This window comes from Nonomuraea sp. NPDC048916 (assembly GCF_040649575.1).
GTDB lineage: Bacteria > Actinomycetota > Actinomycetes > Streptosporangiales > Streptosporangiaceae > Nonomuraea.
The window spans coordinates 16316-33164 of the sequence record NZ_JBEZFS010000050.1 but is presented as its reverse complement, the minus strand read 5'-3'; the positions used below and the strand labels follow the sequence as shown (position 1 = coordinate 33164).

Annotated in this window: 16 protein-coding genes; 7 read left to right on the top strand and 9 right to left on the bottom strand. The window is 71.0% G+C overall.

Annotation, left to right across the window (positions count from 1 at the left end; translation table 11 throughout):
* Positions 1 to 176: 176 nt before the first annotated feature.
* The gene (locus tag AB0C16_RS35685; RefSeq protein ID WP_357689782.1) at positions 177 to 2171 is read left to right on the top strand and encodes a DEAD/DEAH box helicase; all 1995 of its coding nucleotides are present in this window, start codon (positions 177 to 179) and stop codon (positions 2169 to 2171) included.
* Positions 2172 to 2267: 96 nt separating this feature from the next.
* Here AB0C16_RS35685 and AB0C16_RS35680 read toward each other — a convergent pair whose 3' ends face one another.
* The 3 genes from AB0C16_RS35680 to AB0C16_RS35670 form a co-directional block, all read right to left on the bottom strand.
* Positions 2268 to 3254: a carbohydrate kinase gene (locus AB0C16_RS35680; protein ID WP_357689780.1), complete on the bottom strand. Its 987-nt coding sequence runs from the start codon at positions 3252 to 3254 to the stop codon at positions 2268 to 2270.
* 318 nt (positions 3255 to 3572) lie between these two features.
* On the bottom strand, positions 3573 to 4406 hold the full coding sequence (locus tag AB0C16_RS35675; RefSeq protein ID WP_357689778.1) for a PIG-L family deacetylase: 834 nt from the start codon (positions 4404 to 4406) through the stop codon (positions 3573 to 3575).
* Between the two features lie 11 nt (positions 4407 to 4417).
* Complete coding sequence (locus tag AB0C16_RS35670) at positions 4418 to 5836, bottom strand: tetratricopeptide repeat protein (RefSeq protein WP_357689776.1); 1419 nt, start codon at positions 5834 to 5836, stop codon at positions 4418 to 4420.
* A 95-nt stretch (positions 5837 to 5931) separates the two neighbouring features.
* Between AB0C16_RS35670 and AB0C16_RS35665 the strand changes: the two genes are divergently transcribed.
* The 3 genes from AB0C16_RS35665 to AB0C16_RS35655 are packed head-to-tail and all read left to right on the top strand — an operon-like array spanning position 5932 to position 7207.
* Positions 5932 to 6300, top strand: coding sequence for a helix-turn-helix domain-containing protein (locus AB0C16_RS35665; protein ID WP_357689810.1), 369 nt, complete (start codon positions 5932 to 5934; stop codon positions 6298 to 6300).
* 14 nt (positions 6301 to 6314) lie between these two features.
* Positions 6315 to 6869: a hypothetical protein gene (locus AB0C16_RS35660; RefSeq protein ID WP_357689774.1), complete on the top strand. Its 555-nt coding sequence runs from the start codon at positions 6315 to 6317 to the stop codon at positions 6867 to 6869.
* Between the two features lie 35 nt (positions 6870 to 6904).
* Entirely contained in the window at positions 6905 to 7207 is a 303-nt protein-coding gene (locus AB0C16_RS35655; protein WP_357689772.1) for a hypothetical protein, read from the top strand.
* Here the strand turns inward: AB0C16_RS35655 and AB0C16_RS35650 are convergent.
* The gene (locus tag AB0C16_RS35650) at positions 7194 to 7601 is read right to left on the bottom strand and encodes a hypothetical protein (protein WP_357689771.1); all 408 of its coding nucleotides are present in this window, start codon (positions 7599 to 7601) and stop codon (positions 7194 to 7196) included. The two genes, AB0C16_RS35655 and AB0C16_RS35650, sit on opposite strands and share 14 nt — an antisense overlap.
* A gap of 349 nt (positions 7602 to 7950) precedes the next feature.
* On the opposite strand from AB0C16_RS35650, the gene AB0C16_RS35645 reads away from it, so the two are divergent.
* Positions 7951 to 8331, top strand: a complete 381-nt coding sequence (locus tag AB0C16_RS35645) for a hypothetical protein (protein ID WP_357689769.1) — start codon at positions 7951 to 7953, stop codon at positions 8329 to 8331.
* Between the two features lie 220 nt (positions 8332 to 8551).
* Complete coding sequence (locus tag AB0C16_RS35640) at positions 8552 to 10183, top strand: benzoate-CoA ligase family protein (protein WP_357689767.1); 1632 nt, start codon at positions 8552 to 8554, stop codon at positions 10181 to 10183.
* 4 nt (positions 10184 to 10187) lie between these two features.
* Here AB0C16_RS35640 and AB0C16_RS35635 read toward each other — a convergent pair whose 3' ends face one another.
* Genes AB0C16_RS35635 through AB0C16_RS35615 form a run of 5 tightly spaced genes read right to left on the bottom strand, consistent with a single transcriptional unit; the run spans position 10188 to position 16171 of the window.
* A complete protein-coding gene (locus AB0C16_RS35635) occupies positions 10188 to 11714 on the bottom strand; it encodes an acyl-CoA synthetase (protein WP_357689765.1) in 1527 nt (508 codons plus the stop codon).
* Between the two features lie 11 nt (positions 11715 to 11725).
* Complete coding sequence (locus AB0C16_RS35630) at positions 11726 to 12868, bottom strand: hypothetical protein (protein ID WP_357689763.1); 1143 nt, start codon at positions 12866 to 12868, stop codon at positions 11726 to 11728.
* 39 nt (positions 12869 to 12907) lie between these two features.
* Complete coding sequence (locus AB0C16_RS35625; protein ID WP_357689761.1) at positions 12908 to 14614, bottom strand: GNAT family N-acetyltransferase; 1707 nt, start codon at positions 14612 to 14614, stop codon at positions 12908 to 12910.
* On the bottom strand, positions 14611 to 15699 hold the full coding sequence (locus tag AB0C16_RS35620) for a helix-turn-helix transcriptional regulator (RefSeq protein ID WP_357689759.1): 1089 nt from the start codon (positions 15697 to 15699) through the stop codon (positions 14611 to 14613). The genes AB0C16_RS35625 and AB0C16_RS35620 overlap by 4 nt, the downstream gene beginning before the upstream one ends.
* Positions 15700 to 15730: 31 nt before the next feature.
* Positions 15731 to 16171 carry a hypothetical protein gene (locus tag AB0C16_RS35615; RefSeq protein WP_357689758.1) on the bottom strand — a complete coding sequence of 147 codons (441 nt, stop codon included), beginning with the start codon at positions 16169 to 16171 and terminating at the stop codon, positions 15731 to 15733.
* A gap of 381 nt (positions 16172 to 16552) precedes the next feature.
* Here AB0C16_RS35615 and AB0C16_RS35610 point away from each other — a divergent pair, with 381 nt between their 5' ends.
* The gene (locus tag AB0C16_RS35610) at positions 16553 to 16807 is read left to right on the top strand and encodes a hypothetical protein (protein ID WP_357689756.1); all 255 of its coding nucleotides are present in this window, start codon (positions 16553 to 16555) and stop codon (positions 16805 to 16807) included.
* The last annotated feature ends 42 nt before the right edge of the window (positions 16808 to 16849 follow it).

Below are 16849 nucleotides of genomic sequence, written 5' to 3'. Positions count from 1 at the left end.
AAGAGGGGTGACCGATAAGCGGCAAAGAGGTCCGGAGCCTGCTGCGCCGGGCGGGGCGGCTGCTCGGAGACACCCGCAACCTCGGCCAGGAGCACGACAGGGCGCTGGCCGAGGTCCAGTCCGCCCTCGACGCGGCGCGCGAGCGGCTGGCCAGGGCCGGGCTGGGCGCCATCCCCTTGGCCCGGCTGAAGGACGTCACCGGCGGGCGGCTGCGGCTCGGGTCGCTCGAGAACGCCGGATACACCACGGTGCTGAGCGTGCTGAAGGCGACGCCGTACGAGCTGCAGAGGGTGCCGGGCATCGGGCCGCAGACACAGCGGCAGGCGCACGCGGCCGCCCGGCAGATCGCGCAGGCCGCGCGGGCGTCCACCGCCGTCCAGATCGACGTCGAGCACCAGGATTCCGAGACCACCGCGCTGCTCGTCGCCCTGCACCGGCTGGTGGCCGCCGGTCCCGACCTGCCGCGCGCCCGCCGCACGGCCGAGGCCGTCGGCCGGCGGCTCGACGCTCTCATCCCGGTCGCGCGTCCCGCGGGCAGCTGGTGGCGCACGCTGCTGTCCGGCGGCGAGCGCCGCGACCGCGCCGCCCGGGCCGTGGCGGAGATCGGCGAACTCCTGGCCCAGGAGACCGAGACCCGGCTGCTGCTCGCGCAGGCCACCGCCGATCTGCTGCGCCCGCCGCCCGACAGGGTCGAGGCGTGGATCGACTTCGAGGTCCGCTCGGCCGACTACTACAACCTGCTGGCCGAGTTCGCCGCCCTGGAGCCGGGCGACCGGGTGGCCGCCGAGGGGTTCCTGCCCGACGACCTGGCCGAACGCGTCAGGGGCCAGCGGCTCGACGACACCCACCGGCGTGTCTCGCTGCGCGGCTACCAGGCGTTCGGGGCCAGGTTCGCGCTGGCCCAGCGGCGGGTGATCCTCGGTGACGAGATGGGGCTGGGCAAGACCATCCAGGCCATCGCCGCCCTCGCCCACCTGCACGCCGAGGGCGCGACGCACTTCCTGGTCGTCTGCCCCGCGAGCGTGCTGGTCAACTGGGTACGCGAGATCGAGGCGCGCAGCACGCTGCGGGCCTACCGGCTGCACGGGGCCGATCGCGTCGTCGCCCGGGCGGAGTGGGCCGAGCGCGGCGGCGTCGCGGTGACCACGTTCGACGGGCTGCACAGGGTGGACAGCGCACGCGACGTCGCGATGCTCGTCGTGGACGAGGCCCACTACGCCAAGAACCCCGAAGCCCGCCGGTCCCAGGCGGTGGCCCAGTGGTGCCGGCGGGTCGACCGGGTGCTGTTCATGACCGGCACCCCGATGGAGAACCGGGTCGAGGAGTTCCGCAACCTCGTCCGCCACCTCCAGCCCCGCCTGCTGACCGAGGTCAGGGGCAGCGACGCGGCGGCCGGGGCCCAGGCGTTCCGCCGCGCCGTCGCGCCCGTCTACCTGCGCCGCAACCAGGAGGACGTGCTGACCGAGCTGCCCGACCTCGTCCACGTGGACGAGTGGGAGGAGTTCAGCGCGGCCGACGCCGACGTCTACCGGGAGGCGGTGGCGGCCGGCCGGTTCATGGCCATGCGCCGCGCCGCCTACGCGGTGCCGGAGAAGTCGGCCAAGCTGGAGCGGCTTCTGGAGCTGGTCGAGGAGGCGGCCGGCAACGGGCTCAAGGTCGTGGTGTTCTCCTACTTCCGCGCCGTGCTCGCGGCCGTGGGCGAAGAGCTCGGCGACCACCACGGGCCGATCTCCGGCGACCTCGCGCCCGACCGCCGCCAGCACGTCGTCGACGCCTTCACGGCCGCGCCGGGCCACGCGGTGCTGCTCGCCCAGATCCAGGCCGGCGGGGTCGGCCTCAACCTGCAGGCCGCCTCCGTCGTGATCATCTGCGAGCCGCAGGTGAAGCCGACCACCGAGAGCCAGGCCGTGGCCCGCGCCCACCGCATGGGCCAGGTCCGCAGGGTGCAGGTGCACCGGCTGCTCTCGCCCGACAGCGTGGACGAGCGGATGCTGCGCCTCCTGCACACCAAGAGCGCCCTGTTCGACGCCTACGCCAGGCGCAGCGACCTCGCCGAGTCGACGCCGGACGCGATCGACGTCTCGGAGCAGGCGCTGGCCCGCCAGATCGTCGAGGAGGAGCAACGCCGCCTGCACGTCGGCGACGCGTCCCGCCCCGCCACCCCACCCTGACGCCCGCCTGCCCAGGTGGGTTCACCCCACCGCCCGCGCAGGCGGACTCACCTCACTGCCTGCTCAGGCGGGTTCACTCCGGCTCAGAAGGTGGGTTCACCCCGGCTCAGCGGTGGAGGGGGCGGCGAGCCGGTGCGCCCACGGCGGGTCGGCGCCCGCCACGGCGCAGGTGAGCGCGGCGACCCGGGCGGCGAACGAGGCGGCCTCGGCGGCCGTGGCCAGGTCGAGCCCGTCCAGGCGCCCGCCGAGCAGCCCGCGCTCGCCCAGCCGGTGCAGCAGCCCGGCGGTGAACGCGTCGCCCGCGCCGACCGTGTCCACGACGGTCACCTCGGGCGCCGCCACCACCACCCGCTCGCCGGCCAGCGACACCAGCGCCCCCGACGCGCCCCTGGTGACCACGATCAGCCGAGCGCCCGCCTCGTGCCAGGTGTCGCAGACCCGCTCCACCGGCTCCCCGGGCGCCAGGAAGGCCAGGTCCTCCTCGCTCAGCTTGAGGATGTCGGCCACGTCGCACCAGCGCGACACCGGATAGTCCTCATGTCTCGCCAGGCTGGGCCGGACGTTCGGGTCGATCGAGACGGTCAGGCGCGCCGCGGCGGCGGCCGCGAACGACTCCACCGCCTGCCGTCCCGGCTCTCTGACCAGCGCCAGAGAGCCCGTGTGCAGGCATGACACCCCGGTCAGGTCACGCGAGCCCAGCTCGGCCGGCGACCACTGCCAGTCGGCGGCGCCCTCGGCGTAGAAGCGGTATACGGCCTGCCCGTGCTCGTCGAGCGACGCCACCGCGAGCGTGCTCGGCTCCTCGGCGTCCACGCAGCCCGACAGGTCCACCCCCGACGAGGCCAGGTGCTCGCGGAACAACCCGCCGAACACGTCACCCGAGATCCGCCCGAAGAACCGCACCGGGTCGCCGAGCCGCGCCAGAGCCACCGCCGTGTTCGCCGGCCCTCCACCCGGGAACACCCGCAACCCCAGGTCGGCGGAGCGCGCCGCCTCACCGCCCGGTCGTGGGGCCACCGAGGAGGCGTCCGGCCGCCGATCGGCGAAGGCGTCCGCCACGCACTCGCCCAGGACTGCGAACACCGCCCGCCTCTCCGCCGGTTGCCGTTGTCGCCACGGGACCAAGGTGCCGACGTCTCCCGGATCGGAGCCCATCATCCCCGCCCAGCGGGTGTCAACGACGACACCGTCCCTGCCGGCCGATCTGCCCGTTGAGCCGCCGGGACGGATTTGCCCGGGGTCCTGCGGCCACCGGCGCCACCAGGCCCCCCGGCGCCAACGGGCGATCCGTTCGCGCTCGGTGATGCCACAGCGTGATCCCTCGGTTCGCCGAAACCGAACGAGGTCCGCGAAACCGAACGAGGTCCGCGCGGGAGAGCCGCGGCTACCAGAACAAGGGCTTCAGCGGTCGTCCAGGTCGCGCAGCCCCGCGAACAGGTCGTGCTCGTGGGCCGGGACGTCGACCCGGGCCCGGACCCGGGTGAAGGCCTCGTTGGAGAAGGCCTGGTGGCGGGCCTCTTCGGGCATGCGCAGCAGGAAGATGTTGTCGCCCTGGCTGGCGTGCGCCTGCAGCGCCTTGAGCTTGCGCTCGACGTAGGGGGCGACGTCGACCAGGGTGGTCACCAGCTCGTCGGGGGTGCCGAAGTCGTCGGACGGCTCGAAGCCGACGTCGACACCGCTCTCGCGCATCAGCTCGAACATCCGCTTGATCGCGGAGCGCGGGATGGCCGTGTAGTAGAGCTTGTCGGGGATGCCCGTCGCCTCGGTGGCCGCCACGGCGACGCGGTGGGTCTGCACGTGGTCGGGATGGCCGTAGCCGCTGCCGCCGGTCTCGTCGTAGGTCACCACCACGTGGGGCCGGTAGCGCTCCATCAGCGTGGCGAGCCGGGCGGCGGCCGCGTCGACGGGGACGTTGGCGAACGCGTCGGGATGGTGATTGGTCTCCCAGCCGTCCATGCCGGAGTCGCGGTAGCCGAGCAGTTCGAGGTGGTCGATGCCCAGGTGCTGCACCGACTCGCGCAGCTCGGCCAGCCGCCGCTCGGCCACGGCCTCGTCGTCGTGACCCGGGTCGCCGGGCTTGACGCCGCCGGGCCCGTCGCCCTGCTCGCCGTTGGTGCAGGTGACCAGCACCGTGCGGATGCCCTCACCGGCGTAGCGGGCCAGGATGCCGCCGGTGCTCAGGCACTCGTCGTCGGGGTGGGCGTGCACGGCCATGAGGGTGAGTTGCCGATCCATGTCTGAGAACACTACCCGCCGGTTCCGGCAGGGCCCGGCCCAGCCTGGCGGACCAGTTCCCCGGCTCTGAGCCGGGCGGCGGCGGCCGCCGCGCGGTCGCCGAGCGCCTCGGCCAGGGCGCCCTGCTTGAGCCAGTTGAACGGGCTGCACGGCCGGACGTTGATCCGCTCGCTGACCAGCACCCGCGCCAGGTCGTGAGGGCCACCCCTGAGCGCCGCCTCCAGCAGCGTCCTCTGCACGGCGTCGCGCTGCGCGTGGCTGCCGCCGAACTCGTTGACCCGGTGCCTGATCGGCCAGAGCAGCTCCACGACCCGGTCGTGCTCGCCCTGCCCGAACGCCACCAGCGCCCGGCAGACCGGCAGGCCGACCCGGGCCGTCATCTGGTGGTTGGTGACCCCGGGACGCGGCTCGGTGACGTAGGCTTCGCGGCCGGCGATGAGCCGCTGGGCGTCGGAGAGGCGGCCCGCGCCCACGTACGACATGACCGCGTGCGTGTCGTTGAACGCGTAGAACGGCTCGGCCACCAGCGCGGGCCAGTCGCCGGCCAGCGCGCTCCACCGCTCCTGCTGGTCGGAGCCCTCCAGGTACAGCCGCCAGAGCAGGGCGGCGGCGTCGAGCAGCTCCAGGGACGTCCGTCCGCCGGCCAGCACGGCGTCGTAGATCGCCAGCGCCCTGGCCACATCGCCCGCCTCGAGCGCGTAGAGCGCGTAGTGCCACCAGTTGTGCACGTTGAAGAACGTGCCGGTCGACCAGTCGTCCACCCTGGCGTCGAGGTAGCGGATGCCGTGGCCGAACCTGCCCTGCATCTCGTACGTGTGCACCACGGCGTGGATGCCCCACACGTCGCGCGCGTTCAGCTCGACCGCGCGCAGCCCGACCTCCTCGGACCTGTCGTAGTGACCGGCCTCCTCCAGCCCGAAGGCGTACATGCCGAGCACGTGACCGAAGTGCCGGTCGTCCTCGTGCCAGGCGTTGAGGGCGCCGCCGATCCTGTCGCGCAGCGAGCGGGCGTCGCCGGTGAAGAAGTCGACCTGGTGGCCCGCGGCCAGGGCCAGCGCGTCACGCGGGTGCTCCTCCGTGATCGTGCCCAGCCGCCTCCCGCAGGTGAGGAAGTCGCCGTCGAGCAGCGCCTGGACGGCCTCCACATGGGCGCGCTCGCGGGGCAGGAGGGCGGAGTGGTCGATCCGGGCGCGGAACGCGGCGAAGCGCCGCCTGGCCGTCCGCGCGTCCTCCGACTCGGTGGTGAGCAGCCCGAGGTAGGCGGCCAGGACGTTGCCCATCGGGAAGTCCGGCGCCTCGGCGAGGGCGGCCGTCGTCTCGGCGTCGACCTCCACCCGGAAGTGCAGCAGTTCGTCGATCGCCCGGTCGTAGTGGCGGGTGGCGGCGTCGGCGGCTCCGGTCATGGCCAGGCCGTGCTGGTCGTTGGTCATCGGATCTCCTTGAGGCTGGAGACCCCGTCCTTCAGCTTCAGGGGCGGGGAGGAAAGCCGGAGTAATGCCATATTTGGCGGATCTTGCAGTACGGTGTGCGGCGTGGCGCGGATCGTGGAACGGGCTACAAGTACCGTTTCTACCCGACTCCCGAGCAGGTAGAGGAGCTTGCCCGGACGTTCGGCTGCGTGCGCCTGGTCTACAACAAGGCGCTGCAGGAGCGCGCCCGGGCCTACCGGCTGGAGGGTCGCGGCGTCTCCTATGCGGAGTCGTCGGCTGCGCTGACGGCGTTGAAGCGCTCTGAGGAGTTCCCGCAAGAAGTCGCGCCTGTCGGCGGAGTCCACCCGTTCGGCGTTCCGCTGGCGCGACGGCCGGCCGCGTGTACGCGCGGATCGCCGACCGCAGGCGGGACTTCCCGCACAAGGTCAGCACACGGCTTGTTCGCGAGAACCAATGACGCATAGGTTTGGATGGCTTCATGGACGTCACCAAGGACGGACGCAGCTGGCGGATCGGCACGGCTGGCGACGTCGCCTGGCTCGCTTGCCAAACCACACACGGCTTGTCGATCACCACGGCGATCCCACCGGTGTTCGACGCCTACGCCACCTTCTACCCGCCCGACGGCGTCAGTATCGAAGCCCATGAACGCGCCGTGGTCGACGAGCTCACCGAGCACACCCCTGACCAGCCCTGGTGGCTGGGCTATCTTGACACCGGCGCCCACGACATCGTCTTCCCCCTCGCTCCGAAGCAGTCCCTCTACTGGGACTGGCCCTATCTGCTGGTCGAAGCCGGACCCGAACAAGCCCTCACCTGGCGGACCGGGCACATGCGCGGCGAAGGATCGCTGCCCGATCTGTTCTTCCCCGCAGATCACTCCTGGCTCGCCTCCGCCCTCTGGGACGACACCTGGACCGACATCGGCGGCACCGCCGCTCTGATCACCGGCCTGCACCGCAATCCGCTGGTCAACGCCCGCCCCGTCGGACCCGACGAAGACGCCCTCCCACCAGGACTCACGCGCGACTAATCCCCGGCCGGCGCGGGCACCGGCCGGGCCTCGCGGTGCTCGGGCACCCCGCCGTAACGGGCGCGCTGTCGTGGACGAGCGAGGCCGACCCCGTCCGCCGGCGCCGCTGGTACACCGACGAAGAGCTCAACGCCGTCCAGGTCGTCAAGACCGACCGAGGCGACGGCGTCTGCTGGGTCGGCAGCGCGACACCTTTGCCGACAGGCCCCGTCACCGCGTGGTACATGGTCATGGCTTTCTCGCCGTTCCCGAGCACGGAAAGAATCTGCGCCCAGGCGGCGGACCGCCTGGGCGCACTGGCCGACCGCCTCAAAGACGCTTCGGTCAGGGGACGATGACGTGGAAGCCGGTGTCGCGGGCGCCGGAGGCGGTGCCGGTGCCGACGAAGACGTCGCGGGAGTCCCCGCAGGGGTTGCCGTCGTAGCGGACGAAGATGCTGGAGTCCCAGGGCGCGCTCGTCCACTGGGAGGTGGCGACCGGGACGGTGTTGGCGGCGTTGATGTCGGAGTCGAGCCGGATGCAGTACTGGCCGATGGCGATCTTGCGGACGGCGGTGACGCCCTTGGAGCGGACGACGGAGCCGTCGGCGTTGACGATGGCGGCGGCGCGGACACCCGGGCCTGAGGCGCCGCCGAGATCGGCCAGTGCCGGGACGACGAAGGCGCCGAGTGCACCGGCACAGGCGGTCAGGGTCACGGCGATGGCCACGGTGGTCTTCTTGACACGAGGCATGCTGGCTCTCTTTCCGAGCAAGGGGATTGTACGGGACACAGGCTTCCCGTCGGCCAGTCGATGATCTCCCGGCCGCTCCGAAGCCAGCACTTACTGTAGTTTTCCGATACTGAAAGTGACTGAGGCGACACGGTAAAGGTGAAGGCTTCTCATCCGGAACACGTATCGGCGGTGGGCCGTTGTGGCCGCAGGTCGCGGGTGCGACTCGAACGCGATTACCCATCGACACGGACAGTAATGACATGGATACTCTTCGTGTAACCCCCGTCTCCCTGATCACTTCCGTACCAGCGGCGGCCACGCGCCGCCCGCGACCGGACGCGAGCCAGGGAACAACGCAAGGAGAGCGATGCATTCGAAGAGGTCCACCGCCCTCACCCTCGCCGTCCTCCTCGGCGGCGCGTGCCTGACGACGGCCGCGGCCAACGCCACGACCGCCGCCGCTCCCGCCAACACCGCGCCCACGGCCGTGGTCCACCAGGCCACCGCGCTGCCCCCGGGCTACCAGCTGGTCACGCTGCCCAACGCCAACGTGCCGAACTTCCAGCGCCGCACCCTCTACTGCCCCGGCTCGAAGAGGGTCCTGGGCGGCGGGGCCGAAGCCCGCGGCAACGACGCGATCCTGGTCGGCTCGTTCCCCACCGATGACGGACGCGGCTGGATCGGCATCGGCCGCCAGAGCGCCTACCGCGACGTCGGCATCAGCGTCTTCGCCATCTGCGCCGACTGACGTCCGGCACCATCAGGCCCCGGTCGCCCGTCGGCCGGGGCCGTCCCATGTCCGGGCTCACCGCCGCCGTTCCGCGGCGATCCACCTGTGGGCGGCCTCCCGTGCGGCGCCCTTCTCGCGGTCGGGCGGCTGCGATTACCCAATGCTACAAGTCATTGACGACGCACGATTTGTGTGTAGAAGATTTGCACACCAAGTTCGCCTGTCGATGGGGACGACCATGTCAGCCGAGTCGTTCAACGCCAGCGTCTATCTCGTGGACCGCCAGGTCGAGGCGGGGCGGGGGGAGCACGTGGCGGTCACCGGGCCCGCCGGCACCCTCACCTACGCGCAGCTCGCCGACCGCGTCGGCCACCTCGCCGACGGGCTCCGTGTCCTGGGCGTCAGGCCCGAGGAGCGGGTGCTGCTCGTGATGTCGGACCGCCCGGAGACCCTGGTCACCATCCTGGCCGTGATGCGCATGGGCGCGGTCGCGGTGCCCGTCTCCACCATGTACGGCGGCGCCGAGCTCGGCACGCTCGTGCGCGACTCGCGGGCCAGGGTGGTCGTGGTCACGCCCGAGTTCGACGCGGTCATGCACGAGGCCCTCGCGGTCGCGCCCGAGGTCGCCATGCTCATCACCGTGTCCGACGAGCCCGACGAACCACCCGAACCACCCGAGGCGGCCGTGCGCGCGCCCGAGCGGGACGCGCAGGACGCGCAATCCGCGCTTCCCGTGACGGCGGTCCCCGAGGTGTCGTGGGCGGACGTGCTGAACGCCGGCCGCGCGCCGGCCGAGCCGTACGAGACGTGGGCCGACTCGCCGGCGCTCTGGCTCTACACCTCGGGCACCACCGGCGCGCCCAAGGCGGCCATGCACCGGCACGGCGCCGTCAGGGACGTCTGCGAGACCTACGGGCGGGAGGTGCTCGGCATCCGGCCGGACGACCGGTGCTTCTCGGTCGCGCGGCTGTTCTTCGCGTACGGGATCGGCAACTCGGTGTTCTTCCCGCTGGCCGCGGGGGCCACCACGATCCTGGATCCGGCCAGGCCCACCCCGGCCGGGGCGCTCGCGCGGGTGGCCGAGGACCGGCCGACGCTGTTCTTCGCCGGGCCGACGTTCTTCGCGGCCCTGCTCGCCACCGACGCCCCGGCCGACGCGTTCGCCCCGGTACGCCTGGCCGTGTCGGCGGGCGAGGCGTTACCCCCCGAGATCTACCGTCGCTTCACCGAGCGGTGGGGCGCCGACATCATCGACGGCATCGGCTCGACCGAGGCGCTGCACATCTTCATCTCCAACCGGCCCGGCCGGGTGCGCCCGGGCAGCTCGGGCACGGTGGTGCCCGGCTACGAGGCCAAGCTGCTCGACGACTCCGGCGCGCCGGTCGAGGACGGCGTGCCGGGCCATCTGCACATCCGCGGCGACTCGGTGGCCAGTGGTTACTGGTGCCGCGCCGCCACCACCCGGCAGGTGTTCCAGGGCGAGTGGCTGCGCACCGGCGACACCTACGTCCGCGACGCCGACGGCTTCTTCCAGTGCCTCGGCCGGTCCAACGACATGATCAAGGCGGGCGGCATCTGGGTCTCCCCGATGGAGGTCGAGGCCAGGCTGCTGGAGCACGAGTCGGTCGGTGAGTGCGCGGTCGTCGCCCACATCGACGGAGAGGGGCTGGAGAAGCCGATCGCCTGCGTGGTGCCCGCCGCGGGCAGGGCGGTGGACGCGGCGGAGCTGATCTCGTTCTGCCGTGACGGCCTGGCCTCCTTCAAGCGGCCCCGCGAGGTGCTGGTGCTGGACGAGCTGCCCAAGACCGCGACCGGCAAGATCCAGCGCGTCGTGGTCAGGAGGATCGCCGCCGACCTGCTCGGCGGGTGACGAGTCAGAACGCGTCGTGCAGCTCGCGGAGCTCGCGCTTGAGCACCTTGCCGCTGGCGTTCTTGGGCAGCGACTCGGCGAACACCACGCGTTTCGGCGTCTTGAACGGCGCGAGCCTGGCCCTGAGGAAGGAGACCAGCTCGTCGGAGCCGAGGGTCGCGCCCGCGCGGAGCACGACGACGGCGGTCACGGCCTCGATCCACTTCTCGTCCGGCACCCCGAACACGGCCGCCTCGGCCACCGCGGGATGCTGGTAGATGGCCTCCTCGACCTCCCGGCTGGCCACGTTCTCGCCGCCCGATTTGATCATGTCCTTCTTCCGGTCGACCACCGACAGGTAGCCGTCGGCGTCCATCACGCCGAGGTCGCCGCTGTGGAACCAGCCGCCCCGGAACGCCTCCGCCGTCTTGTCCGGGTCGTTCCAGTAGCCGAGCATGGCGTGCGGGCTGCGGTGCACGATCTCGCCGACCACGCCCGGCGGCACCGGCTCATCGTGGTCGTCGACGATCCGGGTCTCCACGTTCAGCGCGGGCCGCCCGGCCGAGCCGAGCCTGGTCAGCTGCTCGTCCGGGCCGAGGATGGTGGCCACGGGCGCCATCTCGGTCTGGCCGTAGAAGTTGAACAACCGCACGCCGGGCAGCCGCGCGGCGATCTCCTTCAGCACCTCCACCGGCATGATCGACGCGCCGTAGTAGCCCTTGCGCAGCGACGACAGGTCGCGGCCGTCGAAGTCGGGGTGGCGCAGCAGCCCGATCCAGACGGTCGGCGGGCAGAACAGCTTGGTCGCGCGCTCCGCCTCGATCGTCGCCAGGATCGAGGCCGGGTCCGCGCCCGGCAGGATCACGTTCGTGGCGCCGAGGTAGACGCCGGGCGTCAGGAAGCAGTGCAGCTGCGCGCAGTGGTAGAGCGGCAGCGCGTGCACCTCCACGTCGTCGGAACGCATCTCGCCGTCGACGACGCAGGTGACGTACTGGGCGATCAGGCTCCGGCTGGACAGCGTGGCGCCCTTGGGACGTGACTCGGTGCCGCTGGTGTACATGAGCTGGATCGGGTCGTCGTCGGCGACCTCGGCGGCGGGCTCGGAGTCGTCGCCGTGCGCCATCCACTCGCCGACCGGCTCCCAGCCGTCGCCCTGTCCGATGACCCCGCGCACCGCGATCCGCTCACCGGCCGCCCGCTCCGCCACGGGCAGCAGCGCCTCCTCCACGAGCAGGCCGGTCGCGCCGGAGTGCTCCAGGATGTACGCCACCTCGTCGGCGCCCAGCATGAAGTTGATCGGCACCGACACGGCGCCCAGCCGGGCCAGCGCGAAGTAGGTCACCACGAAGGCGTGGTTGTTGTGGCTGAACACTGCGAACCGGTCGCCCCTGCCCACACCTCGCGCCGCCAGGGCGTTGGCCGTGCGGTTGACCACGTGGTCGAGGTCGGCGTAGCTCTGCCTCAGGTCGCCGTACACGATCGCGGTCTTGGCGGGAAAGCGGGCGGCCGAACGCCGCAGCAGGTCACCGATGCCGTGCCGGCGAGTCGTCATCCGGGCACCCCTCACGTAAGCCGAATAATGTTCGGTAATCCTATCTGACAGACGGCGTGAAGCGGAGCGCGCCGGGGCAGTGTGAGATGGGCCAGAGCCGCTTCCAGCGGCAGCCCGGCGGGCAGCGCGTTCACGTGCCTGCGCCAGGTCTCCCGGTCGGCCCGCCAGGCGTCCAGATAGGCAGCGCACAGGCCCGGCGTGATGAGGGCCAGGCGTTCCCTGGCCGCGCGCAGAGACGTGAGCATGCGCTCTCTCTTGCCGGGTTCGGCGTCGCCCAGGCGCTCCATTATGAACTCGATGAAGCGGCCCCGCCTGACGAGAAACTCGCTCCAGTGCGGCTCACTCGCCTCGTTGAGTTTCCTGCCCTCCTCGACCAGCCAGAACAGGCCCTCGGCGAGCACGTCGCCTAGCTCCTCGTTCCTGGCTCGGACCGGGCTCTCGTACGGGTCGTACGGAGACTGGCGGACGTTTCCCGTGACGGCCAGCTCGCGCAGTCCTTCCTCCTCCAGCAGATAGAACCAGTCGTCGTTGTAGATGTCAGGAAAGAAGGAGGTGGAGCGCGTGATCTCCACAACGAGCGCGCCACCGCCCACGAACGTGTCCTGCGAGCCGCCGATGTCGCGGAACGCGTGACACACGACCGAGTTGTCGGGAAAGGAGCGGACGGGCAGCCCCACCTCGCTGTAACGGTCGAGCAGATTCGCCGCTCGGCGCAGATCGCCGGTCTCGCCGACCGTGATGTCGTCGTCGAGGAAGGCGATGCGGCGCAGCCCGAGCATCCTGGCCAGCGCCAGGCCGAGGTTGCGCTTCGTGGCGGTGTCGGTGTTGCGATGGAACGCGGGCGGCAGGACCCGAGAGGTCTCGAACCAGGGGAGGTTCAGGTCGTGCGGATGCCGGATGTCGAGGGCGACGACTTCGGCGTCTCGCCCCGCGACGTCGCACACGGAGAGCGCGTCCGTCTCCGTGCCGCTGCAGAGGGCCACCAACGGGCAGCCGAGATCCCGGGCGAGGCTCACCGCGTGGGTGAGGTAGCGGGGCGGGCGGATGGTCGGCACGATGATGGCGTCAAGTGTTCCCGAGGTCACAGGCTCGTCAGGGATGCCGAGAAGCCTGCGGTGTGACGCCCAGTGGTCTGACGTGTCGATCTGGGTCATGAAGGGGCTTTCGGCCGTCGAGCCAGCAGAGAAGCACAATCATCGCAATTCTGAAGGGAACGGCGAAATCGATGTGCAGAGGATGCGGCACTTCTCGGGACGGCGCTCGCTCGTGCCGTCCTCGTGGAGGATTTCCTCGGTGGTCTGGATCGGAGAGCGCCTCCACGTGCTGAACCCGACGCGGCGGTAGAGGTGGAGGGCGCTGTCGTTGTCCATGCCGACCCCGAGGGCGACGCTGGAGTGTCCGTAGCGGAGAAGCAACTGCTCCGCCGCGTGCATGAGCACGGTGCCGAGCCCCTTGTTGCGATAACGCTCGGCCAACTCCATGTGGGTGAGCAGGGGAGTGCCCTTGAGCCTTCGGCGGAGAACCTTCTCCTCCGCCTGGTCGCGCCAGATATAGACGTCGCCGACGGGGGTCGTGTCGGCCCAGACCACGAGGAGCGTGCCGTGGCCCGCCCGCTGGCGGGCGAGTGCGCGGGCGAAATAGCGCTCCTGGCCCAGGGCGGCCGTCAAAGCGTTGAGGTCGCCTTCCTGAAGGGGACGGATGCTCACATAACCGGCATCGGTCAAGGGGTCGCAGACCGCCCAGGGGGTGATCGGCAGCACCGTGTCCCTTTGTACGGGCCGCTTCGCTCCCCGGGGCGGCTCCGGTGTGTGGTGGACGACCCGGGTGCCGAGGGGGCCCCGGCCGGCCAGTTCGTCGCGAGCCTTCTCCAGCGGCAGGTCGGTGGGCAGGTCGGACAGGAACGTCTGCCAGTCGTCCCGATCGGCCTGCCAGGCGCGCAGGTATCGCACGCACAGTTTGGGCGTGACGAACTCGTGCTGCGCGAGAGCCGCCCGGAGCGACGCCCGCATGCGGTCGCGCCTGTGCCGGTCGCCCCCCGCCCCCTGGCGGATGCGGCGGAGGATGTCGCCGATGAGACGCCGGCGCCTGTCGATGTGATGTCCCCAGAAGTCGCGGTCGGCCCCGGTCCACGCCTCGCCCGCGTCCAGCAACGCGTAGAGGCCTTCGGCCAGGATGTCCCCGAACTCCTCGGTCCGGGCCCGGTCGGGCGAGAGGTAGGGATCGTACGGCCGCTGCACGACGGTGCCGACGACGGCTGTGGGCCGCAGCCGTGTGTCGCCGAGAAGATCGAGCCAGTCCTCGTTGTAGACGGCGGGGAAGAACGCCGGTGCCCGGTTCGCGGCGACCGCCATCGCCCCCGCGCCGACGAAGGTCGCCTGCTCTTCGCCCGTGTCACGGTTGGAGTGGCAGATCACGGAGTTGTCGTGAAACCACTTCACGGAGAGCGCCACCCGGTCGTACGTGTCGAGCAGGCCGGCGGCCCGGAGCAGATCCTCCGGATCGGGGACGACGATGTCGTCGTCGAGGAAGACCACGCGCTCCCAACCGGCCAGCTTGGCCAGCATCAAGCCCAGATTGCGTTTGGGACCCGTGTCGGCCCGGCGATCGACGGGGTTGCCGCGCAGCAACGCCGATGTCGTGAGGGACGGGCGAGGTCTCGCGTGGCGGGGAAGGTCGGCCGCCACCAGCTCGACGCCCAGGTCGTCGAGCCCGCGCACCGCCAGGTCGGCTGACGCCCAGCGCCCGCTGCACAGCGCGACGAGCGGGCAGCCCAGTCTGAGGGCGACACGTGCCGCGTTCCGCAGGTAGGCGGCGGGCCGCACGGTGGGCACGATGATCGCGTCCACCCGGCCGTGGGCCCGTGCGTCGTCTCGCCCCGACAGGAGGTGGCGATGGCTCACCGTGCCGCATCCCCTGCCGGCGGCCACTCGTGCAGCCGGTTCTCCTGCAACGTCCAGTCGGGCGACAGCACCTCGGTATCGATGATCACGACCCGGGTCAGCACGCTGTAGGCGCTGTGCCCCTGGAAGCGTTCGCTCAGGAAGGCGGAGTTGGCGTCGCGCAGGTCCCGGTCGGTGAGCGCCTTGACGACGCCCAGCGTGCCCCGGGCGTACATGCCGTTGCACATCGTGATCGTGGAGTCCTTGTAGTAAGGACTGGGACCTCGGTAGAAGTAGCCCACGTCCTGCTCCAGGACCTGCATCCCGTCCTCCGGCCTGAGCACGGGATGGTGGGTGCGCTTCCGGCCGCCTTCGTCGACCTCGAAGTAGGTGCCCTGGGGCGCGTTGTCCCAGTCGGCCACCTGCTTGACCGGCAGGGCGGGGTCTTCCAGCAGCTTGCGCGTCTGCTCGTTCCAGTCGACGCCCCCCAGCAGCACGAGATGTCCGGGATAGTGGTCGGCCGTGAGCACCGGCTTCCTGTACAGGCGGATCACGCTGTCCGGATTGAGGGCCCGGATGTGGCCGTGCAGCTCGATCAGCGCGTCGAGGTCGGCGAAGTTGTACATCTCGACATAGTCGGGGTCCTTGGGATTGGTGTAGGGCATCCGCTCGAGCATCTCGGCGGGCACCTGAGCACAGACGATCGTGATCGGCTTCCCGTCGCCGAACCGCCATGGGTTCTCGGCCGGGCCGGCGGGTTCGGGGACGAGCTCGCCGAGCGCCTCGGCACGCAAGGTCAGCAGCTCCTGGCGAAGCTCCTCGCGCCGACGGTGCTCATCACGGGTGAGGTCGGCGTCGCCCAGGAGGCGGAGCCGGTCGCCCCGGAGAGAGCCGGGTGTGCAGAACAAGGTCGCATAGGCCTCGAGCCTGGGGACCGGTGGCGGCTCGGGCTTGGTCTTGGACTCCCACGACGAGATGAGCGGCACGCTGACGCCCAAGGCGCGTGCCACCATCGGCTGGGTGATCCTCGTCTCGGGCCAGAGATCCGCGCGCAACGACCGCAGCCGCCGTGCGAGTGCCTGGCGAGGATCTTCCACTGACTCCACGGTGACATCCTTCACCTGGTCTTCAGTTAATTCAATGAACTCCTGTGGAGCACTTTGGCGCGAGACCGTCGCCGCAGGCCGGCGGTCGGTCAGCGCCCTGCGTGCCGCGGGCGTCCAGGACCTGGCAGATCGTGAGGGTGCGTCCGCGGTTGAGCGGGTTGAGCCCCCGATGGAACGGCGCCACGTCTTCGAGCAGTCGCCCGTCGCGCACCGTGGGGTGGTGACGTGCGTCTCCGGCCTCGAAGTAGCGGCCCTCGGGGCCGTCGCCGACCTGCCTGACGGACGGGCTGAGCCGGTGGATGACGCTGGTGGTGAGGTCGTTCCAGTCGACCCCGCCGAGCAGCACGAGATGCGTGGTGAGATCGTCGGGCTCCAGCTCGCCGGGGCCGAGCTCGTCGTCCGGCAGGAGGGCGAGCGAGCCGTCGCGCAGCGAGCGTAGCCGTCGTGCTAAGGCCTGACCGGAATCCGTCATGATGACACTCCCCATCTGAACTTCAGAATATTCAGCAGCCTTTACTGATGTTCGATGTACGGGAAACGCCCTGGCCGGCGGCACGTAGCAGACTACGCCGACAACGGAGGCCTTATCCAGGGTAATGCGGGGCTTCGGGTGGCGATTAGGCAATGCCGAGATCGGGCATCTCATCTTCAGGGCCTCTATGAGCCCGACTGAAGGTCAACTGAAGTTTGATCGCGGAGGGTTGCCATGAGCATCAGGGATCCGCCGGGCATGCCCCGAGGCGCGGGCTAGCACCCACGAACAGGCAGGCACCCCCGGGTCGGGGCAAACGATCACCAGGAGTGCCCGCACTCGTACAGGCCCCCATCGGCGCGTCACACACCGGGAACCTCGATGCTCGCAACCATAGTCTTCCCCGCCGGTCTGGCAACCGTCGTCGCCAGCCCCGAGGGCGTCGCCGCGGCACGCGGCGTCCTCTACCTCTTCGCCGCGATCTCGTTCTGGGCCCTCATCCTCGCCGTCCGCCAGGTGTCCAAAGTCGTCACCACCCTGCTCCGCGCGCTGCTCGTACTGATCGCCATCACAGCCCTCGGCGCGGTGGCCGTCGCGATCATCGCGCAGGTGGCGCTCGCCCTGGGGCCGCACTGACGGCGCGGGGTCGAACGACTCCGGGCCCGGACCACCGCCGGC